The 14963-nt window shown below is 70.7% G+C and carries 14 protein-coding genes and 3 pseudogenes; 8 read left to right on the top strand and 9 right to left on the bottom strand.

The annotated features are described in order from the left end of the window. Positions 1 to 24: 24 nt before the first annotated feature. From ACXKR8_RS28440 to ACXKR8_RS28455, 4 genes and pseudogenes are all read right to left on the bottom strand, one after another. Positions 25 to 945, bottom strand: a complete 921-nt coding sequence (locus ACXKR8_RS28440; protein ID WP_458267425.1) for a zinc-binding dehydrogenase — start codon at positions 943 to 945, stop codon at positions 25 to 27. Between the two features lie 106 nt (positions 946 to 1051). After that, positions 1052 to 1444 carry a nuclear transport factor 2 family protein gene (locus tag ACXKR8_RS28445; RefSeq protein WP_458275097.1) on the bottom strand — a complete coding sequence of 131 codons (393 nt, stop codon included), beginning with the start codon at positions 1442 to 1444 and terminating at the stop codon, positions 1052 to 1054. 225 nt (positions 1445 to 1669) lie between these two features. After that, positions 1670 to 2710, bottom strand: coding sequence for an IS4 family transposase (locus ACXKR8_RS28450; protein ID WP_462099893.1), 1041 nt, complete (start codon positions 2708 to 2710; stop codon positions 1670 to 1672). Next, positions 2638 to 2835 (bottom strand): annotated as a pseudogene (locus ACXKR8_RS28455) (transposase domain-containing protein); the annotation flags it as partial. The pseudogene ACXKR8_RS28455 and the gene ACXKR8_RS28450, both read right to left, overlap by 73 nt. 295 nt (positions 2836 to 3130) lie before the next feature. Between ACXKR8_RS28455 and ACXKR8_RS28460 the strand changes: the two are divergent. Continuing rightward, positions 3131 to 3205 (top strand): annotated as a pseudogene (locus tag ACXKR8_RS28460) (LysR family transcriptional regulator); the annotation flags it as partial. Positions 3206 to 3264: 59 nt separating this feature from the next. Beyond that, positions 3265 to 4044 (top strand): LysR family substrate-binding domain-containing protein, encoded by a 780-nt coding sequence (locus tag ACXKR8_RS28465; RefSeq protein ID WP_462099894.1) that lies wholly within the window; start codon positions 3265 to 3267, stop codon positions 4042 to 4044. A gap of 74 nt (positions 4045 to 4118) precedes the next feature. On the opposite strand, the pseudogene ACXKR8_RS28470 reads toward ACXKR8_RS28465, so the two are convergent. After that, positions 4119 to 5059: pseudogene (locus tag ACXKR8_RS28470) on the bottom strand (metallophosphoesterase). 234 nt (positions 5060 to 5293) lie between these two features. Between ACXKR8_RS28470 and ACXKR8_RS28475 the strand changes: the two are divergent. Continuing rightward, complete coding sequence (locus tag ACXKR8_RS28475) at positions 5294 to 5761, top strand: GatB/YqeY domain-containing protein (RefSeq protein WP_458267428.1); 468 nt, start codon at positions 5294 to 5296, stop codon at positions 5759 to 5761. Between the two features lie 178 nt (positions 5762 to 5939). On the opposite strand, the gene ACXKR8_RS28480 is transcribed toward ACXKR8_RS28475, so the two are convergent. After that, positions 5940 to 8222, bottom strand: coding sequence for a transglycosylase domain-containing protein (locus ACXKR8_RS28480; protein ID WP_458267429.1), 2283 nt, complete (start codon positions 8220 to 8222; stop codon positions 5940 to 5942). Positions 8223 to 8601: 379 nt separating this feature from the next. On the opposite strand from ACXKR8_RS28480, the gene ACXKR8_RS28485 reads away from it, so the two are divergent. Beyond that, positions 8602 to 8937, top strand: coding sequence for a WhiB family transcriptional regulator (locus ACXKR8_RS28485; RefSeq protein WP_458267430.1), 336 nt, complete (start codon positions 8602 to 8604; stop codon positions 8935 to 8937). Between the two features lie 127 nt (positions 8938 to 9064). On the opposite strand, the gene ACXKR8_RS28490 is transcribed toward ACXKR8_RS28485, so the two are convergent. Beyond that, the gene (locus ACXKR8_RS28490) at positions 9065 to 10339 is read right to left on the bottom strand and encodes an ArsA family ATPase (protein ID WP_458267431.1); all 1275 of its coding nucleotides are present in this window, start codon (positions 10337 to 10339) and stop codon (positions 9065 to 9067) included. Then, positions 10336 to 11406, bottom strand: a complete 1071-nt coding sequence (locus ACXKR8_RS28495) for an ArsA-related P-loop ATPase (protein ID WP_458267432.1) — start codon at positions 11404 to 11406, stop codon at positions 10336 to 10338. The genes ACXKR8_RS28490 and ACXKR8_RS28495 overlap by 4 nt, the downstream gene beginning before the upstream one ends. Positions 11407 to 11581: 175 nt before the next feature. On the opposite strand from ACXKR8_RS28495, the gene ACXKR8_RS28500 reads away from it, so the two are divergent. The 4 genes from ACXKR8_RS28500 (at position 11582) to ACXKR8_RS28515 (ending at position 14067) form a co-directional block, all read left to right on the top strand. Continuing rightward, complete coding sequence (locus ACXKR8_RS28500; RefSeq protein WP_458267433.1) at positions 11582 to 11740, top strand: DUF4177 domain-containing protein; 159 nt, start codon at positions 11582 to 11584, stop codon at positions 11738 to 11740. Beyond that, on the top strand, positions 11740 to 12225 hold the full coding sequence (locus tag ACXKR8_RS28505) for a RidA family protein (RefSeq protein ID WP_458267434.1): 486 nt from the start codon (positions 11740 to 11742) through the stop codon (positions 12223 to 12225). Before ACXKR8_RS28500 ends, ACXKR8_RS28505 begins: the two co-directional genes overlap by 1 nt. Before the next feature lie 88 nt (positions 12226 to 12313). Continuing rightward, positions 12314 to 13246, top strand: coding sequence for an NUDIX hydrolase (locus ACXKR8_RS28510; RefSeq protein ID WP_458267435.1), 933 nt, complete (start codon positions 12314 to 12316; stop codon positions 13244 to 13246). Continuing rightward, on the top strand, positions 13243 to 14067 hold the full coding sequence (locus ACXKR8_RS28515; RefSeq protein ID WP_458267436.1) for an MBL fold metallo-hydrolase: 825 nt from the start codon (positions 13243 to 13245) through the stop codon (positions 14065 to 14067). The genes ACXKR8_RS28510 and ACXKR8_RS28515 overlap by 4 nt, the downstream gene beginning before the upstream one ends. A gap of 108 nt (positions 14068 to 14175) precedes the next feature. Here the strand turns inward: ACXKR8_RS28515 and ACXKR8_RS28520 are convergent, their stop codons facing one another. After that, complete coding sequence (locus tag ACXKR8_RS28520; RefSeq protein ID WP_458267437.1) at positions 14176 to 14850, bottom strand: Crp/Fnr family transcriptional regulator; 675 nt, start codon at positions 14848 to 14850, stop codon at positions 14176 to 14178. Positions 14851 to 14963: the final 113 nt, after the last annotated feature.

Raw genomic sequence — 14963 nt, forward strand, 5'->3', positions numbered from 1 at the left:
CGGGTGGGGTGGCGGCGGTGCAGGTCAGGAGGTGATCAGGACGGCGTTGCCGCGCACACGGCGGGCGCGGAGGGCGGTGATGGCCTCGGTGGTGCGGGACCAGTCGTGGCGGAGGCCGATCTCCGGATGGAGCCGGCCGGTGGCGACGAGGCGGACGAGGACGGAGAGGTCGTCGCCGTAGCCGCGGTCGCTGCGGGTGTAGTCGAAGTGGCGGATCGAGCCGCCGACTCCGGCCTTGAAGAAGTCGAAGAAGTTCAGGGTGACCGGGGCGCGGCTGGCCTGGCCGAACCAGATCAGCAGGCCTTCGGGGGCGAGCCGGGCGAGGGCCGCCGGCAGCGAGGTTCCGCCGACGGACTCCAGCACCAGGTCGAAGGGGCCGGCTGCCTGCTCCACCTCGGGGACGACCTCCTTCGCGCCCAGGTCGAGCAGGCGGCGTCCGCGTTCCTCGTTGGCGCTCACAGCGGTGATCTCCGCGCCGGTGTTGGAGGCCAGCTCGGTGAGGTAGTGCCCGACGCCGCCGCTGGCGCCGGTCAGCAGGATCCGGCGTCCGGCGGTGGGGCCGGCCGCGCGGAGCAGCCGCAGGGCGGTGAGGCCCGCCAGCGGGAGGGCCGCGGCGGTGGTGGTGTCGAGCCGGTCGGGCAGGACGGCCAGGTCGCTGGTGCTGATCGCGACCCGCTGGGCCCAGCCCCGGGCCGGCGGGTGGCCGACCACCCGGGCCCCCTTGGCCGGTCCGCTGCCGTCGGCGGCCGGCAGCAGGACCGTGCCGGCGACGTCCTTGCCGGGCAGCCAGCGGCGCAGCGGGTCTTCGAGGCGGAAGGTCTCACCGCGGTTGACCGAGTACGCCTCGACTGCGACCACCGCCTCGTCCGGGCGCGGTTGCGGTTCCTCGGTGTCGCCGAATTCGACGGCGCGGGAAATGTCCCCGGTGGGGAGCATGGCTTTCATGGTGAATTCGCCGTTTCGGTAGTCGGATGCCGAATGGTGCGGGATGTCGCGATGCGCTGAGGTGATGGGGCGCTCAGGTGATGAGGCGCTGAAGCGGCTGAAGCGGTCAGTCGCTGAAGAGGGCCTGGCGGGCGTGCTCGGTGTCGAAGTACTCGCGGACGGCGGTGATCAGTCCGTCGTGGACGGTGAAGACGGCGAGGCAGTGCTGGTCGTACCTGCCGCCGCCGTGCACCGCCGCCTGGGAGGTCCACTCCAGGGTGACCTTCTCGCCTTCGCCGAAGAGGTCGAGCACGGTCAGGTCCAGGGTCTCGGTGTCGATGCGGCTGAAGGCCAGCCCGAGGAAGTCCTCGAAGATCCCCTTGTGCCCGTGCCAGGTCCCGGACATGGGCAGGTTCCCGATCAGGGTCCAGGTCGCGTCCTCGGCGAAGAGGGCGGCGCGGGCGCTGGTGCAACGTCGCTTGGCTAGGCCGCGGCGGTGAAGTGTTCGAGTGTTCGTGATTGTTCGTCAAGGTTGTTGTGGGTGCAGAGGGTGACGACGGTTGCCGGGTTGCCGGGTCGGTGTGCCTGGGGGAAGAGCTGCAGCTTGACGGTGTGTGTGACGCGGGTGGTGGCGGGCTCGTCGGGTTTCAGGGTGCGGTATCCGGTGCCGCTGCGCTTGGCGGCACGGGGTGCGGCGCGTCCGGGTCGGGGTGTGACGGCCTGGCGGATGAGGTCGGCGCGGACGTCACGGGCCTTGGCGGCCAGCTGGCGAGGGGGGAAAAGCCGTCCCGACGGTGCGTCGGACGGCGGCGAGGGTGTTCTTGAAGCTGATCTCCGCGGCGGGAACGTGGGCCTGCTCGGCGGAGTCGAGGGCCAGCTCGTGGACTGCCTGGTAGACGCAGAGCATCGCCCACAGTTCCTGCTCGACCATGGCGGGGCTGTTCGAGCGCAGGGTGGCGGTGCGCCCGCCGCGCTGTTCGATCTTGATGTGCTTGAAGATCGTCTCGCTGGTCCAGCGGGACGTGTAGAGCTCGGCCAGCTCCTGTGCGGGCGCGGTGACGGGGTCGAGCAGGGTTGTGATCAGGCAAAACAGCTCCGAGGTCTCCTCCGTGGTCCCGTCGGGGCCCCAGGTGGTCGTGGTCACGGTGTACTCGATGACCCGCACCGGCATCCGCTCGCCCTTGCGTCGCCCGCGCAGTTCGCTCAGGTAGGTGCCGTCGGGCAGCACCTGGACCAGCGGCAGGGCGAACGACTGCGAGACGCGCCACAGGAGTTGGGCCCCGGTGGCCGCGGTGTCGGTGCACAGGCCGTAGGCGGGGAAGCCCCGGTCTGCCAGCAGCAGCATCTCTGGCCCCAGCAGGGGCAGCAGCCGCAGCGCCAGGGTCCGCTCGCCGACCGCGAAGGAGTCGAAGACGGCCCCGATCATCGCCTTGGTGCCGCACTCCACCAGGGCCAGCAGTCGTACCTGCGGATACGGCCCCGGGCCGGCGGCGTTCGAGGAGCGCGTGTACGCGGCGGTGTTCTTCTCGCTGTCGGGGACGTCGACCAGGGTTCCGTCCATGGAGGCCAGGCGCAGTCCGCGCCAGAACGCCCCCGGTGTGGCGGGCGTCCCCCTGGCGCCGGCGACCCGGTCGAACAGCAGCCGCAGCGGACCGGGCCCACCCGCGCCCGCGCCTCGGTCAGGGCTCCCGTGGTCGCCGGCCGCCAGGTCTCGCCCGCACGGCGCGGCCAGTTCTCCACCAGCTCGCGCAGCACCAGCCCGTAGCCGTAGCCGGTGAACAGCCACATCGTCAGAACGAAGTTGACCATCAGCGACGAGGGCAGGGACTTGGTCCGCTCCTCCCGCGCCCCGGCCTCATCGACGACGAAGTCGACCAACTCGGGCGTAAAGGTGCGCGACAGCAGCCCCATCCGCAGCCGCTCCGGGTAGCTCTCACCAGCTATGTGATCACGTGGCACAAGATCCAGACCTTAGCCGATCATGAGCTTCCCAAGCGACGTTGGGCGCTGGTGTCGGTCCAGTCGCGTGTGGCGAGGTAGTTCCTGACGACGTCCTTGCTGGTTTCCGTGGAATTCATTTCCGGCCTCTCGAATTGCGCTCCGATTCATCTGGGGAAAACGTATCGAGAGCACGGGGGTGAAGGGAAAGACTTGTTTTCCATCACTCCATGCCGACACGGCATGACCGCGCGCCTAAGATGGGACCATGTCCGAACTGCGTCGCTTGCGTTACTTCCTCGCCGTGGCCGAGGAGCGGAACTTCACCCGCGCCGCCGAGCGGCTGCATATCGCGCAGCCTGCGCTCAGCCGCCAGGTGCGGGAGCTGGAGCGGGAGTTGGGGTGGAGCTGCTCAGCCGCACCACCCACAAGGTGGAGCCCACCGAGGCCGGACGGATGCTGCTCGAACGCGGTCCCGGCCTGCTGGACGCCGCGGAGAGCCTGTGGCGCGGGGTCCGTGCCTTCGCTGACGGGCGGCTCGGCAGTGTGAACCTGGGCTACGGCATGAGCGCCGGCTACGACACCGCCCCGCAGCTGCTGTTGGCGATGAGCGAGGAGGCCCCCGGCATCGAGGTGTCCGCGCGGGTGATGGTCTTCGCCGACATCGTGGACGGGGTCGCCGCCGGCACGCTGGACGTCGGCCTGGTGCGCTGCGCCCCGCCGCAGCAGGACCTGGTGCTGACGCTGCTGCGGCTGGAGCGGCAGGGGGTCATCGTCAGCCGGGACCATCCACTGGCGCAGGGCGGCGCCGAGTCGGTCGATCCGGCCGATCTGGACGGCGTGAAGCTGCTGCTGCACGCCCGTACCCACAACCCCGGCCACTACGACCAGGTCATGGAGATCTGCGACCGGGTCGGGGCCAAGCCCGAGGTCCTGGTCCGCGGCCTCGACTTCGACGCGTCCTACACTCCGGTCGCCTCCGCCTCGGCGGTCACCATAGTCGGCGAGTCGGGCCGGGTCGGGCTTCCGGCCGGGCTGGTGTGGCTGCCGCTGGACCCCGCCTCGGCGGTGGAGATCCAGCTGGTCACCCGCGGCCAGAACCGGTCGCCGGTGATCGAGCGGCTGCTGAAGGTCGCCGCGGAGACCTCGCGCCAGCAGGGGTGGCTCAAGCTCCCGGCGTGAGGGCCACGGGGGTGATCAGCCCCCCGTCGCCCGGCGGCCCGGCCGCGCCGTCGCCCGAAAGGGCCCGAAAGGACTCAGGCGGTCGCGGTGAGGGTCAGCAGGGTGGCCTCGGGGGGGCAGGCGAAGCGGACCGGGGTGTAGCGGTTGGTGCCGCAGCCCGCCGAGACGTGCAGGTACGAGTCGTGGCCGCCTGCGGAGTGCTGGGACAGCCCCCGGCACCGCTGGCGGTCCAGGTCGCAGTTGGTCACCAGCGCACCGTAGAAGGGGACGCGCAGCTGTCCGCCGTGGGTGTGCCCGGCGAGGGTCAGCGGGTAGCCGTCGGCGGTGAACTCGTCCAGCGCCCGCAGGTACGGGGCGTGCACGACGCCGATGGAGAGGTCGGCCTCGGCGGACGGCCCCCCGGCGACCTGGGCGTAGCGGTCGCGCCGGATGTGCGGGTCGTCCAGGCCGGTGAACTCGAGGTCCAGGCCCTCGACCTTGAGCCGTCCCCTGGTGTTGGTCAGGTCCAGCCAGCCGGCCTGGTCGAAGCCGTCCCGCAGGTCCTCCCAGGGGTTGTGTATGGCGCCGACCACGCCGCGTCGGGGCGTGCCGTCCCGGCGATTCAGGCCGTGGTCGCCGGAGAACATCGCGCCCAGGTAGCGGGTCGGGCTCTTCGGCACCGGGCCGTAGTAGTCGTTGGAGCCGAAGACGTACACGCCCGGGAACTCCAGCAGCGGGCCGAGCGCGTCCAGGACGGCGGGACGGCCTCCGGGTCGGAGAGATTGTCGCCGGTGTTGACGACGAAGTCGGGCTTGAGCCCGGCCAGGGCGCGCAGCCAGCGCTGTTTCTTGTCCTGGCCGTTGACCATGTGGATGTCCGACAGCTGCAGTACCCGCAGCGGGCTCGCCCCGGCCGGCAGTACCGGCACGGTCACCCGGCGCAGTCGGAAGGACCGCACCTCGTATCCGGCGGAGTACGCCACGCAGGCTGCTCCGGTGGCGGCGATTCCCAGGGGTACGGCGTAGAGCGGTCGCATGCCCCCATGGTGGCAGAACGGGTGTCCGGCAGTGGAACCGGGAGTTGGCGACGGGGGTCTGGGAAAGGTCGGCGAAGGGTCGGCAAGGGGGGTCGGTGTGGAGTCGCCTACGGCCAGCAGGGCGACAGCCGGGGGTCGGCGGGCAGGCGAGAGGGCCACGGCGGGGAGACAGGAGGGCGCCGGCCGGGGGTTATTGGGCGGCGACCGACTGTCCGGGATGCAAGACTTGGGCCCATGACCACGAAGCTCAAGAAGCAGCTGCAGGAGGACCTGACGGCCTCGATCAGGGCCAGGGACGAGCTGCGGTCCGGCACGATCCGGCTCACCCTTTCCGCCATCACCAACGAGGAGGTGGCCGGCAAGGTCGCGCGTGAGCTCTCCGACGAGGAGGTGCTCAAGGTGATCACCCGTGAGGCGAAGAAGCGCAGGGAGGCCGCCGAGGCGTTCGAGGCCGGTGGCCGGGCCGAGTCGGCGGCGCGGGAGCGGGCCGAGGGCGAGCTGCTGGCGGCGTACCTGCCGAAGCAGCTGACGGACGACGAGCTGACGGCGATCGTCGTCGAGGCTGTCGCTGCGGCGAGGGCGGGCGGCGCCGAGGGGCCGCGGGCGATGGGCGCGGTGATGAAGCTGGTGAACCCGAAGGTGACCGGGCTGGCCGAGGGCGGCCGGGTCGCGGCCGCGGTGAAGCAGGCGCTGGCGGGCTGATCCGCAGGCCGTAATCCGCAGTCCGCAGTCCGCAGTCCGCATCGGCGATCCGCTGCGGCGGGCGGTAAGCGGCGGTGGAGGCCAATGCCCGAGGGGCGCCCGGAGTGGATCCGGGCGCCCCTCGGGCATTCCTACCGTGCTACGGCCAAGCGCTGCCGCACTCGGTCAGTGACCGCGGTCAGTGACCGCCGGGCTTGCCCGTCGTGCCGCCGTTGTTGCCGCCGACGCCGCCGATCAGTCCGCCGATGAGGCCCCCGGTGTTCCCACCGGTGTTCCCACCCGTGTTGCCCGCAGTGGTGCCGGCGGTGGTGCCGGCCGTGGTCCCGCCGGTCTTGCCCTTGCCCTTGTCCTTTTCGGTCGGGACCGACTTGGGCAGCGAGACGAGGTTGAAGTTGGCGAAGGGAACGCCCTTGAGCGCGGCGGTCATCGCATCGTGCCAGATCGGACCGGCCGTACCACCGCCGGAGGCGTAGCCGACGTACTCGCCGCCGATGGTCCGGTTGGAGAGGCTGATGTCGCCCGCGGTGCCGGAGACCACGGTGGCGCCGGCCATCTGCGGGGTGAATCCGACGAACCAGACCTGGTAGTGGTTGTCGGTGGTGCCGGTCTTGCCCGCGCTGGGACGGCCGTCGGAGAACTCGGCCGGCTTGCCGGTACCGTCCTGCACCACGCCGTTGAGCATGGTGGTGATGGAGTCGGCGGTCGTGGTCGACATGACCGAGTGGCAGTTGGCGGAGGGGATCGGCACGTTCTTGTTGTCCGCCGTGGTCACCTTGGTGAGAGCGGTGGGCGAGCAGTAGGTGCCGCGGGCCGCGAAGGTGGCGTACATGTTCGCCATCTGCAGCGGGGTGAGGTTGTTGACCCCGAGGGTGAGCGACTGGACCTGGTTGAGCGGCTGAAGCTTGGTGCTGCTGCCCTTGACGGTGCGGGCCGTGTTCGCCAGGCCGAGCTTGCCGGCCATCTTGACCACGTTGCAGAGGCCGACCTTCGCCTCCAGCGGGACGAAGTAGGTGTTCACCGACTTGGCCATGGCATCCGGCATGCTGAACGGGCCGACCAGCGACGCCGAGTCGTTCTTGTCCGGCGGGTTGTCCGACTCCGAGTGGTACTTGCCGTAGCAGTCCGTCATCGCCGGGTAGGGCTCGGAGACCTTCGACGGGAACACGGTGTCCATGCCGTAGCCGTTCTCCAGCGCCGCGGCCGCCGTGACCGGCTTGAACGTCGAGCCGGTCGGGAATCCGCCGCCGCCGCCCATGGACTCGTCCACGTTGTAGTTCAGCGTGGTCACGCTCGCCGAGGCGCCGGTGCCGTAGTTGCGGCTCTGGCCCATGGCGAGGATCTTGCCGGTGCCCGGCTGGACGATGGTCATCGCCGTGGCGGCCTTGTCCGTGGTGTACACGTGCTTGTGGACCGACTTCTCCACGGCCGTCTGCGCCTTGGGGTCGATCGTGGTGTGGATCTGCAGGCCGCCCTTGTCCCACAGGGCCTTGCGCTCCTGCGCGGTCGCCCCGAAGGCCGTGTTGTTCAGGAAGATGTGCTTCACGTAGTCGCAGAAGAACTGCTCGCCGTTGCCCGCGGTGATGCAGCCCTCGTTGGGCTTGCTCACCTTCAGGTTCAGCGGGGTGGCCTTCGCCGTGGCGGCCTGGGCCGGGGTGATCGTGCCGTACGTGGCCATCGCCGTCAGCACCTCGTCGCGGCGGGTCTTGGCCGCGACCGGGTGCTCGGTGGGGTCGTAGCGGGTCGGCGACTGGACCAGCCCGGCCAGCAGCGCGGCCTGGGTGATGCTGAGCTGGCTGGCATGGACGCTGAAGTAGCGCTCGGAGGCGGCCTCGACGCCGTACGTCTGCTGGCCGAAGAAGGTGAGGTTGAGGTAGTCGGCGAGTATCTGCTGCTTGGAGAGGGTCTCCTCGAGCTTGATCGCGACCTTCAGCTCCTGGATCTTGCGGCCGATGGTCTGCTTCTGCGCTGCCAGCACCGCGCTGACGTTGTCGCCGGCCAGCTCGACGTTCTCGTTCTTGACCAGCTGCTGGGTCAGCGTCGATCCGCCCTGGGAGCCGCCGCTGTCGCCGGAGCCGGCGTTGCTGGTGAGCGCGCGCAGGGTGCCCTTGAGGTCGATCGCACCGTGCTGGTAGAAGCGGTTGTCCTCGATGTCGATGAGGGCGTTCTGCATCAACGGGTTGATCTGGCTGAGCGGGACCACGGTGCGGTCGCGGCTGTAGACCTTCGCGATCACTCCGCCCTTGGCGTCGTAGATGGTCGACGCCTGGGCGAGCACAGGTGCGGTGAAGTCGTCCGACACACCGTTGAAGGAGTCGGTCGCGGACTTCGCGCTGAATCCCAGCGCGCCGACGGCGGGGAGGGCCAGCCCGGCGACGAGCGTGCCGGCCAGCACGCTCGCACCGAGCAGGCGGGCACCAAGGCCGACCTTGTGAAGAGGGGATCCAGAGCGATTCACTGCCATGGGCAGAACCTTACGTGGCGGTTACCCGGACACACGGGCATCTGTTCGCCTACTCTTGTCACAAGCTTGCGACAAGTTCCTGTGCGCGCTCTGGTGTCACTCATGTGGGTGATGAGATCTGTCCGGATCGTAGTCATATGCCAGGAACTAAGACCAGTGGGAAGGATTGCACAGGTACCCGAAGCCTGTCTGGCCTTCTTACCTGCAATCACTCCAGTGGGTGATCTATCCCGCACGCATAGTCCGAACGGGCCATACAGGATTGGGCCCCAAGGGGCTGTTGCAACCTGCTCTTCTTCCGTAACGTCCTCAACTGGCAACAGCGAATATGCCGTTGCCGCCGTGGGGGAGCCTCGATTCGGGAGAGGACGGCACCAGCATGGGCTGGGTTGACGACTGGAGCGCGCAGGCAGCCTGCCGCACCAGTGATCCGGACGAACTGTTCGTTCAGGGGGCGGCGCAGAATCGCGCCAAGGCAGTGTGCACCGGTTGCCCGGTGCGGACGGAGTGCCTGGCGGACGCCCTCGACAATCGCGTCGAGTTCGGCGTGTGGGGGGGAATGACGGAGCGCGAGCGCAGGGCGCTGCTGCGCCGACGACCGACGGTGATCTCCTGGCGGAAGCTGCTGGAGACCGCTCGTACCGAGTACGAGCAGACCTTCTCGATCGGCGACATCGGCGACATCACCGAGGCGGACTACGCCGAGGCCGGCTGAGGGTCCGCCGCGGAGGCGTACGTCCCGCGAGATCCGGCCGCCGGTGCGCCCCGCACGGCCGGACCCGCGGGTCGCTCGACGCTGCCCGGCCGCTCTGCCTGGCCACGCTGCCCGGCCACCCGAGGGCCTAGCCCGCGGCGAGCCGCTCGCCGATCTCCCGCAGCCCGTCCAGGTCGTGCACGTCCCCGGCCAGGGCCGCGACCTCGACCACAGGCACGTCCGGATAGACCGAGACGAAGCGGTCGCGCATCCGGCGCTCATGCGTGATCGTCCGCACCCGGTCCGCGTGCAGCCGCAGCAGCCCGGCGGCAAGGATCTCCGTCTCCGGCGGCAGGACGACCTCGCCGCCCTCCGGGGCGTCGGCGTCGAGGCCCTCCAGGGTCTCCGCCGCGGCCAGCGCCCGCTCCGCGGTCAGCTGCGGCGCGCCGGTACGGTGCACCCGGTTCAGCACCAGCCCGGCCAGCGGCATCCGGTCCTTCTCCAGTCGGTCGACGAAGTACGCCGCCTCCCGCAGTGCGTCCCGCTCCGGCGCGGCCACCACCAGGAACGCCGTCCCCTCCGCCTGCAGCAGCTTGTACGTACGGTCCGCGCGTTCGCGGAAGCCGCCGAACATGGAGTCCATCGCGGCCACGAAGGTCGACACGTCCTGCAGCACATTGGCGCCCAGCACCTTGCCGAGCACCCCGGTGAACATGTTCATCCCCACATTGAGGAACTTCATCGCGCTGCGTCCGCCGACCTTGGCCGGGGCCATCAGTATCCGGATCAGCTTGCCGTCCAGGAACGAGCCCAGCCGGTTGGGGGCGTCCAGGAAGTCCAGCGCGGAGCGGCTCGGCGGGGTGTCCACGATGATCAGATCCCAGCTGCCGGCGGCCTGGAGCTGGCCCAGCTTCTCCATCGCCATGTACTCCTGGGTGCCGGCGAAGCCGGAGGAGAGCGACTGGTAGAAGGGGTTCTCCATGATCTGCCGGGCCCGCTCGGGGTCCGCGTGGGCGAGCACGACCTCGTCGAAGGTCCGCTTCATGTCCAGCATCATCGCCTGGAGCTCGCCGCCCTGGCCGCCGCCGACGCCCTTGACCACCCGGGGGGTGTTGTCCAGCTCGGTCAGGCCCATTGACTGGGCCAGCCGCCGGGCCGGGTCGATCGTCAGCACGACGACCTTGCGGCCGCGCTCGGCCGCGCGCAGGCCCAGGGCTGCGGCGGTGGTGGTCTTGCCGACGCCGCCGGAGCCGCAGCAGACCACGATCGCCGTCGCCGGGTCGTCGATCAGCGCGTCCACGTCCAGGCGCAGGCCCGCCAGCGGGTCCTCCTTCTTGGACGCGGTCCTCGGCACGGCCTTCGCCGCCGTTTTCGGCACAGCCTTCGGTTCGGACTTCGGTTCGGACTTCGGCTCGGTGCTCATGCCGCCCCCTCCTCCTTCAGTGCCGCCGCGAGGCGGTACAGGCCGCCCAGGTCCACTCCGCCGCTGAGCAGCGGCAGCTCGTACGTGGGCAGTTTCAGGGCTTGGACGTCGGCGCGCTGCTCGCGCTCCAGCTCCACCCGGGCCGCGTGCTCCCGGCCCTGTGCCAGCAGTGGTTCCACCAGCTTGCGGGTCGCCGCCGGGACGGCCGCCTTCGCCGCGCCCGACTTGGCTGCCCCGCCCCGGGCCCTGGCGCCCACGCCGGCGTCGGCCAGGGCCGCCGCCAGCTCGTCCCGGTGGTCCCCGTCGGCGGCGAGTATCGCCGCCTCGTCCAGCAGCGGCGGACGGACCATGTTGACGATCACCCCGCCGACCGGCAGTCCGGCGGCCCGCAGCTCGGTGACGCCGTCCACGGTCTCCTGGACCGGCATCTCCTCCAGCAGGGTCACCAGGTGCACGGCGGTCTCCGGCGACCGGATCACCCGCATCACCGCCTGCGACTGGGTGAAGACCGGGCCGAACCTGGCCAGCCCGGCCACCTCGGTGTTGATGTTGAGGAAGCGGCTGACCCGCCCGGTCGGCGGCGCGTCCATCACCACCGCGTCGTACACCCGGCGGCCGTCCGGGCCCTTGCGGCGGACGGCCTCGCAGGCCTTGCCGGTGAGCAGGACGTCGCGCAGACCGGGGGCGATGGTGGTGGCGAAGTCGATGAAGCCGACCTTGCGCAGCGCCTTTCCGGCCCGGCCCAGCTTGTAGAACATCTCCAGGTACTCCAGCAGCGCCTGCTCGATGTCGATGGCCAGGGCGAAGACCTCCCCCTCGGGGGCACTGCCCTTGCCGCCCCGGCGGCCCAGTGCCCCCGGGCCCACGCTGGCGACCTTGCGCTCCTCGTACGGCAGCGCGGAGATGCCGAAGAGCTCGGCGATGCCCTGCCGCTCCTCGACCTCGATCAGCAGAGTCCGCTTGCCCTCCGCGGCCAGGGCGATCGCCAGTGCGGCGGCCACGGTGGTCTTTCCCGTGCCGCCCTTGCCGCTGACGACATGCAGTCGCACGCCTTCCCAGTCCGGCATTGCGTCGTCTCCGTCCCATGGCTTTCCGGCCACTACCGACTGTGCCCTTGCGGCGAGCGTAACCAGGACCCGTGGCCGCCGTCGGGAGTCGCCTTGCCGGGGTGAGCGGTTTGCACCTCTTTGTGTCGCAGATCACAGGTGGGTCGGTATCCCGGCGAACCGTTAGAGTCCACCCATGACCAAGTGGGAATACGTGACGGTGCCGCTGCTGGTGCACGCGACGAAGCAGATTCTGGACAACTGGGGCGACGAGGGCTGGGAACTGGTCCAGGTCGTTCCGGGGCCGAACAATCCGGAGCAGCTTGTCGCCTACATGAAGCGGGCGAAGTCCTGATGAGCGACTCGAACGGTCTCGGTGCGGTGGAGTCCAAGCTCGCGGAGCTGGGCCTGACCCTTCCCGAGGTGGTACCGCCGCTGGCGAGCTATGTCCCGGCCGTGCGGACCGGTGAGTACGTCTTCACCTCGGGCCAGCTGCCGATGGTCGGCGGCAAGCTCGCGCTGACCGGCAAGGTCGGCGCCGAGGTCACCGCCGAGGAGGCCAAGGAGCAGGCGCGGATCTGCGCGCTGAACGCCCTGGCCGCGGTGAAGTCCGTGATCGGCGATCTGGATCTGATCGTCCAGGTCGTCAAGGTGGTCGGCTTCGTCGCCTCCGCGTCCGACTTCACCGGCCAGCCCGGCGTGGTCAACGGCGCCAGCGAGCTGCTGGGCGAGGTCCTCGGCGCGGCCGGGGTGCACGCCCGCAGCGCGGTCGGCGTCGCGGTGCTGCCGCTGGACGCCCCGGTCGAGGTGGAGATCCAGGTCCGCGTCGCCGCCGCGTAGCGGCTCTCAGCTCTGCAGGGGACGGGTCGCCGCTGTTCTGCGGCGGTGACCCGTCCCATTGTCGTTTCGCTGCCCGTACGATCCGCTCATGACTCTCCCTCCGTCCTGGGCCGAGCGGATCTCCGCGCTCGGCCGCGGCGAGCTGACACCGCCCGAGCCCCGGCTGGCCGCGACGGTGGTCCTGCTGCGCGAAGCCCCGACCGAGGCGTACCTGTTGCGCCGCCGCGCCTCGATGGCCTTCGCCGGCGGGATGTACGCCTTTCCCGGCGGCGGGGTGGATCCGCACGACGGCACGGTGGCCATCGGCTGGGCCGGGCCCAGCGCGGAGGAGTGGGCGGTCCGGCTCGGCTGCCGGGCCGAGACCGCGCGGGCCGTGGTCTGCGCCGCGGTGCGGGAGACCTTCGAGGAGTCCGGGGTGCTGCTGGCCGGCGTCGACGCGGGTTCCGTGGTCGCCGATGTGAGCGGCGAGCAGTGGCGCGCGGACCGGGCGGCGCTGGAGGCGCACGAACTGTCCTTCGCCGAGTTCCTGACCCGGCGCGGACTGGTGCTGCGCAGCGATCTGCTGGCCGGCTGGGCCCGCTGGATCACCCCCGAGTTCGAGGTGCGCCGCTACGACACCTGGTTCTTCGTCGCGGTGGTGCCGGAGGGGCAGCGGACGGCTGAGGTGCCGGGCGAGGCGGACCGGGTGGAGTGGCTGGCCCCGGCCGAGGCCGTGGCCCGGGCCGAGGCGGGGGAGTACCTGATGCTGCCGCCGACCGTGACGACGCTGCGCGAGCTGGCGGGCTGTATCGCGGGCAACGGCAACGGCAACGGCAACAGCAACGGCGACGGCGAGGACGGCGACGTCGAGGCCGAGGGCGAGGGCAAGGGCAAAGGCGGTGGCTCGGCGAAGGTGCTGGCGGCGGCCGGTGGGCGTTCACTCGCCCCGGTCCTGGCCCGGGCCGAGGTGGGGGCAGACGGCCGGATCTCGGTCAGCTGGGACGATTACCCGGGACTGACCTTGGGGAGCAAGGAACGATGAGCGACATCGCGGGCCAGGCCACCGAGCGGGCGTTCTGTGTGCTCGCCCCCAACGCCTCGCCGATGACCCTGGACGGGACCAACACCTGGGTCCTGGCCGAGCCGGGTTCCGAGCTCGCCGTCGTGGTCGACCCCGGCCCGCTGGACGAGGGCCATCTGCGGGCGGTGCTCGACCATGTCGAGCAGACCGGACGCCGGGTCGCCGCGACCCTGCTGACCCACGGCCACCCGGACCACGCCGAGGGTGCGGCCCGCTTCGCCGAGCTGACCGGCACCGGGGTACGCGCGCTCGACCCGGCGCTGCGGCTGGGCGACGAGGGGCTGCGGGACGGGCAGGTGCTGCAGATCGGCGGACTGGAGCTGCGGATCCTCGGCACACCCGGCCACACCAGCGACTCGCTGTGCTTCCAGCTGCCCGCCGATGCCGCGCTGCTCACCGGCGACACCGTGCTGGGCCGGGGCACCACCGTGGTCGCCCATCCGGACGGACGGCTCGGCGACTACCTGGACACCCTGCGCCGGCTCCGCACCCTCGCGGCGCAGGTGGACCAGCAGGGCCAGCACCTGGCCGAGCGGGGCGTCCGCACCGTGCTGCCGGGGCACGGCCCGGTGCTGGACGACGCGCTGGGGACGATCGAGTTCTACCTGGCGCACCGGGCCAACCGGCTGGCACAGGTGGAGACGGCGGTGGAGAACGGGTTCCGGACCCCGGCCGAGGTGGTCGCCCGGGTCTATGCGGACGTGGACCCGGCGCTGTGGCCTGCGGCGGAGTGGTCGGTGCGGGCCCAGCTCGAATACCTGGGCGAGCACGGCCTGATCTGATCATCGGCTGGACCGGTCATCGGCTGATCCGAAGCAAGGGGTGGAATCAACCCAAAAGGGTGGCGGGTACGGCCGTCCGGCCGTACCCGCCATGTCAGAGATCAGCGATCAGCGCGAGCGCCGCGCCAGCCGTTCGACGTCCAGCAGGATCACCGCTCGGGCCTCCAGTCGGAGCCAGCCGCGTCCGGCGAAGTCCGCGAGGGCCTTGTTGACGGTCTCCCGGGAGGCGCCGACGAGCTGCGCCAGTTCCTCCTGGGTGAGGTCGTGGACCACGTGGATGCCCTCGTCCGAGGGCACGCCGAAGCGCCGGGACAGGTCGAGCAGGGCCTTGGCGACCCGGCCGGGCACGTCCGAGAAGACCAGGTCCGACATCACGTCATTGGTCCGGCGCAGCCGTCGGGCGATCGCCCGGAGCAGTGAGATGGCCACCTCGGGTCGGGTCTGCAGCCAGGGCTGCAGGTCGCCGTGGCCCAGGCCCAGCAGCTTGACCTCGGTCAGCGCGGAGGCCGTGGCCGTGCGCGGTCCGGGGTCGAACAGCGACAGCTCGCCGATCATCTCGCTGGGGCCGACCACCGCCAGCATGTTCTCGCGGCCGTCGGCAGAGGTGCGGTGCAGCTTCACCTTGCCCTCGACGATGACATACAGCCGGTCACCCGGGTCGCCCTCGTGGAACAGGGACTCGCCGCGTGCGAGCGTGGTCTCCGTCATGGAGGCGCGCAGTTCGGCAGCCTGCTCGTCGTCCAGGGCAGTGAAGAGCGGGGCGCGCCGCAGAACGTCGTCCACTCGGTCCTCCTTGTCGGCCGTGCAGGCTTGAGGTGCGATCCCCATCATGCCCGACCGGGAAACAGTGCGATCAATCACAAACCAGTGTGGCTCATCGAACGCCGTGACTTGCA

The sequence above is a fragment of the Streptacidiphilus sp. PAMC 29251 genome (assembly GCF_054208735.2).